The following is a 13575-nucleotide window of genomic DNA, read 5'->3' on the forward strand; positions in this document are numbered from 1 at the left end:
TGAATATTACAATAAAAGAAAAATGAAGCAAGGTGATATTATGGTTGGAACGTTTTTAAGTTTTTTTGTTATCTTTTTTATTATAGCAAGGCTTGTTAGCCAAATGGGTAAGATAAGCTGGATGCCACTGATAAGAACAACTACGAGACAAGATGCAATATTAGCCATAATCTTTTCATTAATTGTCTGTTTTACTTAATGAATAAAACACTATTTAGACCATGTTGAAATATCAGCAAGATCGGAGCTGTCTTTAAGGCAGCTTTTTTGTATGAAAACACAATAGTAAAAAAGCCATGCTAAAATAAACCCTCCATATTCTCATTTTTTTGATGGGGGTAAATGTACTATGTCGTTATTTAACTGGTTATGCAGTTTGTTGTTCAGATGGAGCGATTGTATAGCCTTTCTTTTTTAGGTATTCGATCATTTTTAATTCTTTGTTATTTTGTTTTTCTTCAAGGTAATTTGAGCCTAGTTCATGATAAGGTTCCCCTGTTTTTAAGATGTTGTAAGTAATCGTTAATAGTAAATGGGCAGAAGCGATTCGTCCCTTCATTTTCCCCTGTCGTTTAGTAATCCTTTTTCGATGTGAAGCAATTCGATTATTTTGCCTTGATGTTGCTAATACACACTCTACGGCCATCGTTTTTAAAGCTTTATTTCCTTGTGTGGTTTTACTCGTTTTTTTTTACCAGCACTTTCGTAATTTCCAGGACTCACACCAGCCCAAGAGGCAAGATGTTTAGCTGACTTAAATACGGACATATCCACGCCCATCTCCGCAATAAAAGTGGCTGCGGCAGCTTTGTTCACACCAGGTATACCATCCAATAATTCTACTTCCTTACGATAGGGGGACAGGAGTTGATCGATTTGTTTTTCCAATTCTTCTATGGTTTGTTCTAAATAACCCATATGATCCCAATGGTAACGCAACATATCACGATGATGACGGCGAATACGACCATTAATTGCACTGGCAATGTCAGTAATACTTGCTTTTGTTCGCCAATCCACCATTTTTCGAAGACCATCGGTCTCTATTTTTTCACCGTTTAGAATCGCTTCAAGGATACGGCGTCCCGATACACCAAAAATGTCTGATAGAACGGATGTTAGCTTGATATTAGCATCTTGAAGGATTTTGTGAATGCGATTCTGCTCTGATGTGCGATGATGAATCAATTTTTTTCGATAACGAGTAAGATCTCGTAAATCACGAATATCCTCTGGTGGGACAAAATTGTTTTCAATAAGTCCGCATCTTAGAAGCTTGGCAAGCCATTCGGCATCTTTCACATCAGTTTTACGCCCTGGAACATTTTTGACATGTCTGGCATTGGCAAGAACAAGGTGAAAAGAACCTTCGAGTATATTCCATATTGGTTTCCAGTAGACTCCGGTACTTTCCATCACAACATCGGATACCTGAAGGGTAGCGAGCCAATCACTTAAAGCCAAGAGTCCCGTTGTTGTAGTTGAAAAAGTTTCAATAGAGGTCTTTGGCTTTTTATCTAATGGACCAAATAATACACAGGCTACTACTGTTTCTTGGTGTACATCTAGGCCAGCACACCGTTCAATCATTGCTTCCATAGGAGAAATCACCTCAAAAAAGATTAACAATACATATGACAGGAGATTTGTTACAAAAATTTTTGTATACGTACTAGCAGTACAATAAATGGTTCTTCCATACTGTCACAACCAGTTTCTTATACAGGGTATCTTCCTTAAGATCCACCAAAAAAAGTTCAGCCTGGTTGTATTGTTATTTTCCATTATCGTCAAGGGGTTAATGGGTTAGACTCTATTTTGAGATTAGATTTTCGTAGTAGATGGTGGCGGCGAGGAGCGCCGCCATAGGAGTTTCTTATGGAACTAAAGGGGCAGGATAGTTCATCAAGCATATTGTATTCGAACTGTGCAATAAATACTAAACCATGAGAATAGAAAAATGATATTTAAATCTAATTATTGGGTTTTTATGGTAAAATTAGATAACTGTTAATCATATGTAGAAGAAATGGAACAATTCCTTATAAAAAAGCACATTGAAAATCAATATGAGAATGATGAGTATCAAGACGAAGACGAGGATAGTCATTTTATGCAAAGTATAGTTGTGTGATTCATATGAAACAACAAGCAACCACCTATACAATATTAATAGAAGGAGAGGAATGCCTTATGAAAATACGTAGTCAAATTACATTTGCAAGTCTGGCCCTATTAATAACTGGAAGTTCCCTGCTATACACATCGCCAACCTCAATTGCAAAAGTAGAGCCCACTCAAAATGTATCTAGTTCGTTACAAACAAGCACTCAACGAGATCATAACTCCGTCAAGCAAGCAATGCGGGATACATTGCAACTTGGATTTCCGGGAATACTTGCTAAAACTTCCGAGGATGGAAAAACGTGGGGGTATGCCGCTGGGGTAGCGAATCTGAGCACCAAGAAACCAATGAAAACAGATTTTCGCTTTCGCATTGGCAGCGTGACGAAGACGTTCACCGCAACGGTTGTACTTCAATTAGCTGGAGAGAACCGATTGAATCTAGACGACTCCATCGAAAAATGGTTGCCTGGTGTCATTCAAGGAAACGGATACAATGGTAAACAGATTACCATCCGGCAGATATTGAACCATTCAAGTGGTATCGCTGATTACACAAGGTCAAAAGACGTTGATCTTATGGATACAAAAAAATCTTATACGGCTGAAGAACTAGTGAAGATGGGGATTTCTCTACCCCCAGACTTTGTCCCAGGAAAGGGCTGGTCTTATTCAAACACAGGATACGTATTACTGAGTATTCTTATTGAAAAAGTAACCGGAAACAGCTACGCGGAAGAGATTGAAAATCGGATTATTGAACCGCTTGAATTGTCGGATACATTCCTACCTGGCAATTCAAGCGTTATTCCAGGCACCAAGCATGCTCGGGGATATTCCCAACCAGACGAAGCAAGTGAGATAAAAGACGTTACTTATTATAACCCAAGTGTAGGTAGCTCGGCTGGAGATATGATTTCTACTGCTGACGATTTAAATAAATTCTTCTCTTCCTTGCTCCGTGGCAAATTACTGAAGGAACAGCAACTAAAACAAATGCTTACTACAGTTCCTACAGGAATAGCAGGAATTGATGGATATGGTCTTGGAATCTTTGAAACTAAGCTTCCAAACGGTGCCTCGATATGGGGACACACAGGTGGCATTCTAGGGTTTTCTACTCTTGCTGGAGGTACACTTGGAGGCAAGCATACGTTGGTCATCAGTTTGAACAGTTTGGGTAGAGATAACAGTCCTGATCCTTTTAAAAATATTTTAGTTGCTGAATTTAGCAAGTAGGCAAAAAGGAAAAATTTTGTCATAGTTTTTATAGTTAAAAATATATCTTTATGGTTCAAAAGACCCAACTAACTTTTAAAAACAGTTAGCTATTAAGCAAGAAAAAGTTAACTCCTTCTCAAATAACGGTTAATGCATTAAAAGTTGCAAGAACTATTAAATTTCTAATGAGCGATGAAGCAGATTGGATTACAAGTTAGATTATTCATTCAGAAGGTGGATTTAAAAGGTAAATACAACAAAAAGGTTCTAGAACCTTTTTGTTGTATTAAATTCCAAGGATAGATATCAATTTGTGAAAGATTGTACTTAAACTAACGGGTGCGTTAGTTGCATAAGGAACACAAAAATGATCAAACTTTTTTATAAAAAAATAATCCAATTAAATAGTATAAGGGCATGTTTTGATTAATCTTTTTTCAAAACATGCTCTTTCTATTTATTCATTTATCAAGGTTTCTTGGATTAATTTGATCAAACTTTGTTTCAAAGCTACAAGTAACAAACAAATTTTAAATTAATGAAATAAAAATAATTTTATGAATCAAAGATTCTAATGGCCTCCTAAAACGAACAAATTACCAATACTTTACAAAAACATATATTTTCATATAATGGTTAATAGAGTGAAAAATCACAGTTTGGTTGGTAGTCCAGACGTATTAGTTGCATCATACTAATATTAGTAGCCTTCCCCCCTCGGGATGTCCATCACTCTGTTATTTAATTAGAGGGGGTTTTCTGATGAAATTAACACTTTACTTTGATGGCCAGTTCTGGGTAGGAATTGTTGAAGATAATCAAGATGGGTTTTTGAGAGTTTGTAAACATATCTTTGGAAAAGAACCAAAAGATGAAGAGGTACTATACTTTGTAAACCACATAATGATGAGGTTACTGGAACGAGTTACAACAGGTGTAAAGGTTAATCAAAAGAAAGAACAGCATTTAAACCCTAAACGGTTAGCACGTGCTGTTGGAAAAGAAATGAAACAAAAAGGCGCCTCTACCAAAGCTCAAGAAGCATTGAAATTTGAGCTTGAAAATCGAAAAGTAAAGCGAAAAGTACTTTCTCGTGAACAAATAGAAGAGGAAAAGGAAAAGAAAAGACAATTAAAGGTAGAAAAGCGTAAAAAAAAGCACCGTGGAAGGTAAAACTGCACCCCAATTGTTGAATAAATGACCACTAAAGAATTTGTATTTTTTTATATATAACCAAACATAAAGGAAGTGGAATTGAGCATTAAATTTAAAAATTTTACCTTATTTATATATAATAATTAGTGTTAATGTTTTGTAGATATGGGGGAAAAAGGTTATGGTTAATTATATTTGTGAGACATGTGGAGTCCAATATGAAGGCTCTAAAGAAGTACCTAATCAATGTTTGATTTGCGGGGAAGAAAGACAATATGTTAGTCTTAAAGGGCAAACATGGACAACATTAGAAATGATGAATAAAGATGGAATATTTAAAAATTCTATTAATCTTGACGAAGAGGGGTTATATAGCATAAATACTATTCCGAATTTTGGAATCGGACAAACTGCTTATCTAATAAAAGATAAGAATTTTAATTTATTATGGGACTGTATTACATATATTGATCAAGATACGATTACGCAAATTGAAGATTTAGGTGGAATCGATGCTATAGCGTTATCTCACCCTCACTATTTCTCTAGTCAAGTGGAATGGGCCGAAGCTTTTGACGCTCCGATTTATATTCATGAAGATGAAAGAGACTGGGTAACGAGGCCAAGCGAAAAAATCATTTTCTGGTCTGGAGAATCGCTTGAATTACAGCATGGTGTCATACTTCAGAGAATTGGTGGACATTTTAAAGGCGGCACCGTTTTAGAATGGAAAAACGGATTCAGCCAGAACGGAATATTACTGACTGGGGATATCATTCGGATCGTTGCTGATCGCCAATGGGTAAGTTTTATGTATAGTTATCCAAACTTCATCCCAATGCCCAGTGTAACAGTAGAAAGAATCGCAAATCGGGTTAATGAATTTAAGTTTGGTCGGTTATATGACGCTTTTCACCGAGTAATTAAAGAAGAAGCCCATAACCAAGTTCAAAAATCTGCAACTAGGTACGTTAAAGCACTGAATGGAACATTGTTTACTACATAAAGCCTGATCGTTTATAAAAAAAGTTTTATCAAAGGTCCTGTGTTGATGTGCAGGATTTTTTTGTTCAGCAATCGGGCGCTTTTCTTAATGAACTCCCATGAAAATTAAAAAAACTCAAAATCCAGAAAAAATCACAACAAAATAGACCCAGTAAAAATGCTTTTTAAAAAAAGGCTGAGCCTTATGAGTGATCTGATTGAGTTTGGTCAATCGTTAAACAAAAACCTCCAATTATAGCAAATTAAGTAGAGGCTAGCGCGACGACCAAAAAAGGATTAATCTCCCATGAGTGCTACCCATAAAGGGCGCGACAGTCGGTGGTACACCGTGGACGTCGGAGTCAGACTAACGGATGGGCTCAAAGGCACCATAGTTCAACGACCTTCTTCGCCAGCCATTAAAACATTATCGACATAGAGACCAATTTTCATTCTCTGTGGTGAAGCGCTGATTTTTGCGCTTCATGGATGGCTAACGGGTGCGTTAGCTGAAGATCGGAGCTGTCTTTAAGGCAGCTCTTTTATTATGGAACTAAAGGGGCAGGTTAGTTGCATAAGAATTTTCATTATAATATTAACAGGAGGTGTATCTTATTTGAAAACGCACACTATTTTATTTGGCTGCTGGGACACCCCCTTTTGCTGGTTCGTACTTGAAGGGGGCGGGTAAACCGCTTCGGCGCTAAGGTTTCTGGCTTTGATTCGGGCGTAAGAAGGTAATCGAGCGATTTTTAGAATACTGAATAGGACTCCATTCTCCATCTACAAGAAATTCAATAAAGTCGCCTTCACAAAGTTCTATTGATCCCATATTTTTATTACACTCCATTCATGATGAAGGGGCTGTCCCAAAAGGTCTATTTAACGTGACCTTTTGGGACAGCCCCTTACTTCGCAGAACCCTTATTCTATGAATTGGATTTTATGATGCGCACGGCCTAAGTGGTTTGCCGCGTTTGTTTGGCTCTCTCAGAATCAGTTGCCTGTTCTTTCAGTTTTGTCCTTCGAATTCTAGCTAACGATGATTCCGATCTCCAATGCTTTCTGGACGGCTTCTTCCTTGTTGTGTACTCCTAGCTTAATATAGGCCGAGGAGGCGTAGTTTCTGACCGTGCCGTCCGACAAATACAGCTTGGACGCTATCGTCTTGTACCGGAGCCCTTTGGCAACAAGCTGCAATATTTCTATTTCCCTGTTAGTCAGATCATAGTCGTTGGTGGCTTTCAATTGCGTAGATTCGACGCTCTTATCGAGCTTCTTGAATATTTTATGGGACATCCCTCGATCGATTAATGTGCCTCCTCTGTGAATAAGCCGGATGGTATCGGCCAGCTCTAACGGTTCGGCTGATTTTAGCAGGAAGCCGTCCGCACCACTGCGCAGTAAGTCCAACGCTTGCTCCGCATCCTGAAACGTCGTGAAAATCAAAACGCGAATATGCGGCCATTGCTGCTTGATCATTTTGGTTGCCTCGGATCCATTCATGCGTGGCATATCCAAATCCATTAGCACTACGTGAGGCTGGAGGCGTCCGCACAGGTCGACGGCTTGTTCGCCATCCTCTGCCGAGCCGACTACGTTCAAGTCTTGGTACTTGTCGAGCAGCCCCTGCAGACTTTCCCGAATAAAAGGTTGATCGTCGACGATCAACAGCTGAATAAGGTCGTTCTCCATTTCCGCTTGTCGCGGCAACGTACAGGTGACAAGCGTACCGGCCCCTGGTTTCGTATAGACGAACACTTGACCTTGCAAATTCATGGCCCGCTCCTTCATCGCGTTCATGCCGAAGCCCTCCTGCCATTCTTCCATCCCTCTTCCGTTGTCATGCACCTCCAATCTTGTATCTTGGTGCCCAAATTTCAAAGAAACGGTGATATCCGTCGCCTGACCGTGACGAACCGCATTCGTAAGCGACTCCTGCAAGCAGCGAATGAACGCCATTTTCGCTTGTCGGGACAGTCGGGACTCCTCTCCGAACGCACGAAAGCTTACCTCGACCCGGGCATGCTCCTGAAATTCATCTCCAAGCTTTTGCAGAGATTGGACCAAGGAAAGCGACTGCTGTGGAGACTCCATTTGATGCAAGTAGCGCCTCACTTCCTCTATACTTTTGCGGCCCAACTCAAGCAAGGAATCCAGCCTCTGTATACCCTTTTCAGTAGGAAGCTCGGAGCGGAACGCTTCCATTCCCATGATGATGGAAGTATAAGCATGACCGACAGTATCGTGAAGCTCTCTCGACATCCTGTTTCGCTCTTCTGCCAGCGTAATACGCTCGATTTGGGACATATATTGCTCAAGCACCGCGTTTTGCTTGCGGATCGTTTCATTTTGCCGATGATTGACGGTCAATAAATGAAAAGCGAATCCCATCACATAAGCAAGTCCGTAGTAGATTACCATGAACCAATAGCTGTTATTTGGCGAAACAACATAAAAAATTCCGGGTATTACCAAGACCGTTGCCGGTGCCGTCCAATGATAAGACAGACGAGCGCTATTCGCTGCGATCAGAAAGACTGATACAAGAAATGAAGGGAAAGCTTCCGGAAACAACGAGGTTAAATGTACGCATAGCCCGCCAAAGAGCAGTATCTCTGTGAATAAATAATATTTGTAGTTGAGCAGCAAGCAAACCCAGGGAATGGATAAAGCGGCAATCTCCCAAAAAATAACGATCCATAAAGGCAGCGCTAGACCTTCCTGAAATCTGATCGTCGTGAGAATGAGCGAAACGCTAGTAATAAGGCGGAGCCCAAGCATAATCCAATCATACCAAAACAATTTTTTGACCGTTTCCAACAATTCTTTCAACCCCTAAGCAGCTATCTGTTTGTTTCCTATAGTATTATAAACCAAACCTTTGTGCAGTGTATAATTGGCTGTTTACGCTCCGTCACCTGCATAAAGGTCGGAAAAAAATAGCTATCGGTCTAGCTGTTGAATCATGGTTCGCGTATAACCTCCGAATGTTTTCGCCAACCGGTCACCCAACTTGACGCTTATTGCGGCAAGCACCGCTCCCAGAACCATGATAAGGAGTGATTTCGCAAAAGTATCTACTTGCATGAAAATGACATTCATATCGATGTATCGATACAAAATTGGTGCCAGCAGGAATGCAAGCGGTGTTAAATAGAGAACGGCTACACTGACGAGACTGACGAGTCCTATCACCAACTTCTGCATTAACCAAAAGACGGCGAGCCAATTGCGACGATCCGTAAGTTCTAATTTGGCATGAACCCAAATCGATGCATCCGTTGTTATTTTTTTGTCGTAAGGTGCTGTCGTAATATCTGTATAAATTTTCGTCTGCGTACGTTCGAATTGGATGAAGGTTGTCGTAGTTCGCAATACTCGTGTAAATAGTGGAATGCCGATTACTATAAATGAAAGACTTAAACTGAACGACAGAGCTACCATATAAAAGCAAAAGTAAAACAAGCCTGTAACGAAAGTTAATAATAAAAAATAACCATTTTGGATGAAACCTGATTTCATAAGGTTCATCGCTCCTCTCCATGTAATAGCGGTATTGTATGGTTTGGCTTCTTCCGTCAACCGCACCAGTGTAAAAATGTTATGTGACATTTTCGGAATATATCCAACCTGCTCAACCTCAGCAAAAAAAGTAAACGCCATAGACGGAAACACTGTTCTGAAGTTGTTAATGATTTGACTACGGTTTTCTATAGGTGAATCAGCTCCTCTTTAAAAAATAGGTTGGTGCGGTTGCCTACTGCTCCATACTAACCGCACAGCTGTCATCTCCACCAGTGACAACATGTCATCAACATGTCATCATTTTCTTTGTGACATGTTGGCGCTGATCAATACGTTAGCGAGCATTGCATGTCACATGAAATAGTGAAGATTTGTAACTAGCTTAAATGATAGTGAGTGAGTGACAATTGGATTACTGAATACGACCCAATATGCTTGTATGCAGAAAGAGTCGTACTTAAAAAAAATCCATGAGGTGAATACCATGAACAAAAGAAGGAAAATGATTTACGGTGGAGTTGCCGTAATGCTAAGTGCAGCGATTCTAACTGCAGGTTGCAGTACGAGACCAGCTGAAACGTCGGATCAAATAGGAACAACCCAACCAGTTGAGACAGCTCAAATATCTCAAAATAGTATTGCAAAATCACTTGAATTGCAGGCGAAGCAACTGAAGACGTTAGATCCGAAACAACCATTGGATGATTTAAAACCGCTAAAAGACATGATAGGGAATGCAAATTATGTTGGTTTAGGAGAGGCTACTCACGGAAGCTCGGAGATTTTTATGATGAAGCATCGCCTCGTGAAGTATTTGGTCACTGAGCTAGGCTTTACCAATTTTGGGATTGAAGAGGATTGGGGCAACGGTTTAAAGCTGAACGAGTATATCCAAACGGGAAAAGGCGACCCTAGGGAGTTTTTGAAGCTGTTGTACCCAACTGATGAGATCGTCGCTATGGTAGAATGGATGCGGGAATACAACTCTGATCCTGTAAATAAAAAGAAAATTCAATTCATCGGACTCGACTTAAAAATGCTGGATCAAAGTGTCTTCGATAAAGTGATCAACTATGTAAAGGAGCATCATCCTGATTTGCTGCCGGAAGTCGAGCAAAGCTACAACGAGTTGTCACCGGTGGCAGGTAATCTACAGGAATATATGAAGCTGACTACTGAAGTGAAAGAAAAGCATATGGCTAATGCGCAAAAAGTAGTCAAACTACTTGAAGACAAAACGAAGTCGAATAATGAGACTGATTCACACGAGCTAGCTTGGGTGAAAGGAACGACTAAGGTGATAGAGAATTTTACGAAGATGGTGATTCCGGCTGACTATCCGAGCATGGTGAAGCTGCATGATCAGTATCTAGCCGAGCACGCTGTTTGGGCTCAAGAAAAATTTGGCGGCAAAACCATGGTTTGGGGGCACAATATTCACATAGCTAAAGGTGTTATCACTGAGAAGATGTATCCTAAAGTCGCCGGGGAGTTTCTGAAAGAACGTGTAGGTAATCAATATGTAGCAATTGGCTCCACCACCACGGAAGGCAAATTTACAGCATTTAAATCATTCAGTGAAAATAAGATTGCAGCGGATACCATTCAGAAGAACGAGAACAGCTCCAATCATATGTTTGGACAAGTTCATTACGATCAGTTCCTGTTAGATCTTCGCGAATTGAATGGAGCCGCGCAGCAATGGGTAAAAGAAAAGCAGCCATTCTTTGATGGCGGTGCACAGATCATTCCTAACGTACCGCAATATGATGATGATGTTTCCCTTCAAGAGCAATTCGACATTATGGTTCATATTCAAAAAACGACCCCTTCGCATATCAAGTAATATGAAATAAAAAAGACAATCCCTTAACTTGTTACCAGGATGAGGGATTGTTTGCAGACGTAAAAGTTCACTTTGATTCGATTATTAAAGGGAAAGCATCAACCGCAATTAATTACACAGTGACATTTCCAAATTAAGGAAAATATGATCAAGTCAGATTAGAGGTTTACAACGACCAAGGAAAGGAAATTCCCTTGTTGTCAGATGGCATTGATTTAGAGACTAATAAATCTGAAAATCATATAACTGTAAAAGGAAGAACGATAATTCCTCAGTCTCTAAAAGAAAAAACAAGTTATTTGGAAATTCACCCAAAAGTAGCATTGCATGAAAAAAATCAGTTTGTTACATTGGAACAGCAAACTCCTATTGAAATACAGTCTGATCGACAAAATCTATCCGTAACAGTGGAAAAAATGAAATTAAAGAAAGGTAATTTCACCGTCGATTTCCAAGTTAACGATGGTGATATGAGAAATTGGAATTTTTCGTTTTTTAAAGATTTTGCACGTAATGATATAACGTTAGTTAAAGAGTCTGAAAAAGCTATTTATAAAGAACCGATGAAACATTCAATCAAAGTATTAGATGAGAAAGAATTAAGATTCCGAAGCACATTTGATATTGGTACAGTTAGTGATTTTAGTAAAGACAATTATGTAATAAGAGTTAATTTAAACTCACTAAGTGCGAATATACCACTTGAATTAGAATCGGTAAAAATTGATTTAAATTAAATCTTAAAGGTCTAACAAGTGCTTTACTTCAATAAGGAAGGTTGCTAAGGCAGCCTTTTTCTTATGGCACTAACGGGGCAGGATAGTTGAAGATGAATGTTACAATAAAAGAAAAATGAAGCAAGGTGATATTTTGTTTATAACGTTTGTAAGTTATTTTGTTATCTTTTTTATTATTGCAAGACTTGTTAGCCTAACGGGTAAGATTAGCTGGATGCCACTGATAAAAACAACTACGAGACATGATGCAATATTAGCAATAATTTTTTCATTTATTGTTGCTGTTTTAACCCTTAATGGATAAAACACTATTTAGACCTTGTTGAAATATTTATTGGGAGATGCCAAACAGTATATTCCTTCGTGAAACTCTCACTTTCAACAGTAATTAGTGAATCATCTTTGTTAAAAATATAACCAGAACCCATCTGTTCTTTAAAGGACCAACCTTTTTTCTTTAATAAGGAAAATAAGGGCTGGGTATTATTTGCAGTGGATAAGTATAAAATTTCATCATTCCTTTCCTCAAATTTTTTAATTTCATTATCAGTAAGTATAATGCTAGCTACTGCTATTGACTTTTTTCCAAATGATGTGTTTGAGGACAATCCTATTAATAATAGTAAAAGTCCGCAGACTATTATTATTTTTTTGGTTGTTTTCCTATTAATGAAAATCACCACCCTTTCTATAACGAGATTACATCATTCGGTAGAAATGTTAATAGGTATAAATATTCATTGTTATTGAACAAATGGGTGCGTTATCTGAAGATCGGAGCTGTCTTTAAGGCAGCTTTTTGTTATGGAACTATCGGGGCAGGATAGCTCCATAAGAAAAGTGGAATTTGTCGTTCCCTAATTCGAAGTATGGAATAAGATAATTAACAAGGGGACGGACAACCTCTTAAGAAAACTTTCTAGAAAAAACCCGAACATTAAAAAAGAAGGGGGTGGATATAAATGGCAATAATTAAACCTTTTATCGCTTCCAGAAAGTTTACTGCCACAATAGGAGATGGTACAGGTACTGGAGCGACATTTGCAATTGCAGCAACAACATTTACAGATGATGCTGGTGCAGCTGCAACCGCATTTCCAGGTTCATTTGCTTATTATGTTTTATATATAAATGCTCAGGTTCAAACAGCTGATACCTCAACCCTTACTACTACTACTATAACTATTCCAGGTGGCGATGTACTTGATCCTTCAACTCCAATTGTAGTTGAAGTCGTAGTCAACTAATACTCTGATTTCCTAATGAATAAAATGCCGGTAATCAATAGGGTAATTGTCCGGCATTTTATTCATTGGATACGTAAGAACTTTCCATTTTTCTTTATCCATAAATTATTACAAATTGAAGAATAATAGGGGACCCAGATAGGGGTAAATCGTTAGAGAATGTAAGTTTTCCCTGTTCTACGATGTAATTTATATTTGGCTGTAATATTCCATTTATAAATAAGTTTATATAAGATACGCTGTTTGGATTAAGAATCCCAGAGCTTCCGTATTTTAATACTCTATCTTGATTGGTATAAATTCTTTTTATACCGTCAGAGATTGCAGTATATTGAAAAGTTTTTACCTTTAAAATGTTAATTGGATTTGGGTTTTCCCTCACTGGATAAATGTTTGGACAACCTCTTGGTGGACTTGGTGATAAACAACTATTTTTATTATACAGTCCTGTTTTCTTTTGTTGCTGTTTCAGGTTATGATAACCGATTAATTTCTTAGTCATAACTTGCTATTAAACCCTCCTTTTTGGATAATGATGTTCCGAAAATCTCTGTATTTGTTCTGTATCTCCCTTACACTTATATATTCATTTCTATTGATTCAAGTGTGGGTTCTACAGATACTCCTGCCCCCGCCGACTGCTAAGCCGTGTAAGTACAGAAGACCAAAACCAATAAAGATTGAAAAACTTATAAAATATGAGGTTGATGAAATTGTGAAGGATTGTACTTAA

Annotated in this window: 12 protein-coding genes; 6 read left to right on the forward strand and 6 right to left on the reverse strand. The window is 38.5% G+C overall.

Annotated elements, in window-relative coordinates:
• Positions 1 to 367 precede the first annotated feature (367 nt).
• Positions 368 to 646: a hypothetical protein gene (locus Q8G36_RS17675; RefSeq protein WP_260287446.1), complete on the reverse strand. Its 279-nt coding sequence runs from the start codon at positions 644 to 646 to the stop codon at positions 368 to 370.
• A 5-nt stretch (positions 647 to 651) separates the two neighbouring features.
• Positions 652 to 1599 carry an IS110 family transposase gene (locus tag Q8G36_RS17680; RefSeq protein ID WP_305162596.1) on the reverse strand — a complete coding sequence of 316 codons (948 nt, stop codon included), beginning with the start codon at positions 1597 to 1599 and terminating at the stop codon, positions 652 to 654.
• Positions 1600 to 2193: 594 nt separating this feature from the next.
• On the opposite strand from Q8G36_RS17680, the gene Q8G36_RS17685 reads away from it, so the two are divergent.
• The 3 genes from Q8G36_RS17685 to Q8G36_RS17695 all read left to right on the forward strand — a co-directional run bounded on the left by Q8G36_RS17685 (position 2194) and on the right by Q8G36_RS17695 (position 5506).
• Positions 2194 to 3363, forward strand: coding sequence for a serine hydrolase domain-containing protein (locus Q8G36_RS17685; RefSeq protein ID WP_305162597.1), 1170 nt, complete (start codon positions 2194 to 2196; stop codon positions 3361 to 3363).
• 744 nt (positions 3364 to 4107) lie between these two features.
• A complete protein-coding gene (locus Q8G36_RS17690; protein ID WP_305162598.1) occupies positions 4108 to 4518 on the forward strand; it encodes a YjdF family protein in 411 nt (136 codons plus the stop codon).
• Between the two features lie 163 nt (positions 4519 to 4681).
• Positions 4682 to 5506: an MBL fold metallo-hydrolase gene (locus Q8G36_RS17695; RefSeq protein WP_305162599.1), complete on the forward strand. Its 825-nt coding sequence runs from the start codon at positions 4682 to 4684 to the stop codon at positions 5504 to 5506.
• 1010 nt (positions 5507 to 6516) lie between these two features.
• Here Q8G36_RS17695 and Q8G36_RS17700 read toward each other — a convergent pair.
• Together Q8G36_RS17700 and Q8G36_RS17705 are read right to left on the reverse strand one after the other, a co-directional pair.
• Complete coding sequence (locus Q8G36_RS17700) at positions 6517 to 8268, reverse strand: response regulator (RefSeq protein WP_370694124.1); 1752 nt, start codon at positions 8266 to 8268, stop codon at positions 6517 to 6519.
• Between the two features lie 162 nt (positions 8269 to 8430).
• Positions 8431 to 9009, reverse strand: coding sequence for a sensor domain-containing protein (locus Q8G36_RS17705; RefSeq protein WP_305162609.1), 579 nt, complete (start codon positions 9007 to 9009; stop codon positions 8431 to 8433).
• Between the two features lie 487 nt (positions 9010 to 9496).
• Between Q8G36_RS17705 and Q8G36_RS17710 the strand changes: the two genes are divergently transcribed.
• Positions 9497 to 10858, forward strand: a complete 1362-nt coding sequence (locus Q8G36_RS17710) for an erythromycin esterase family protein (protein WP_305162601.1) — start codon at positions 9497 to 9499, stop codon at positions 10856 to 10858.
• Between the two features lie 197 nt (positions 10859 to 11055).
• Entirely contained in the window at positions 11056 to 11595 is a 540-nt protein-coding gene (locus Q8G36_RS17715; protein WP_305162602.1) for a hypothetical protein, read from the forward strand.
• Positions 11596 to 11903: 308 nt separating this feature from the next.
• On the opposite strand, the gene Q8G36_RS17720 is transcribed toward Q8G36_RS17715, so the two are convergent.
• Positions 11904 to 12275, reverse strand: coding sequence for a hypothetical protein (locus Q8G36_RS17720; protein WP_275731176.1), 372 nt, complete (start codon positions 12273 to 12275; stop codon positions 11904 to 11906).
• A 282-nt stretch (positions 12276 to 12557) separates the two neighbouring features.
• On the opposite strand from Q8G36_RS17720, the gene Q8G36_RS17725 reads away from it, so the two are divergent.
• The gene (locus tag Q8G36_RS17725) at positions 12558 to 12842 is read left to right on the forward strand and encodes a DUF4183 domain-containing protein (protein ID WP_305162603.1); all 285 of its coding nucleotides are present in this window, start codon (positions 12558 to 12560) and stop codon (positions 12840 to 12842) included.
• Between the two features lie 94 nt (positions 12843 to 12936).
• Here the strand turns inward: Q8G36_RS17725 and Q8G36_RS17730 are convergent, their stop codons facing one another.
• Positions 12937 to 13344 (reverse strand): DUF4183 domain-containing protein, encoded by a 408-nt coding sequence (locus tag Q8G36_RS17730; RefSeq protein WP_305162604.1) that lies wholly within the window; start codon positions 13342 to 13344, stop codon positions 12937 to 12939.
• Between the last annotated feature and the right edge of the window lie 231 nt (positions 13345 to 13575).

Origin of the sequence: Peribacillus frigoritolerans, assembly GCF_030676415.1 — a bacterium.
GTDB lineage: Bacteria > Bacillota > Bacilli > Bacillales > DSM-1321 > Peribacillus > Peribacillus frigoritolerans_A.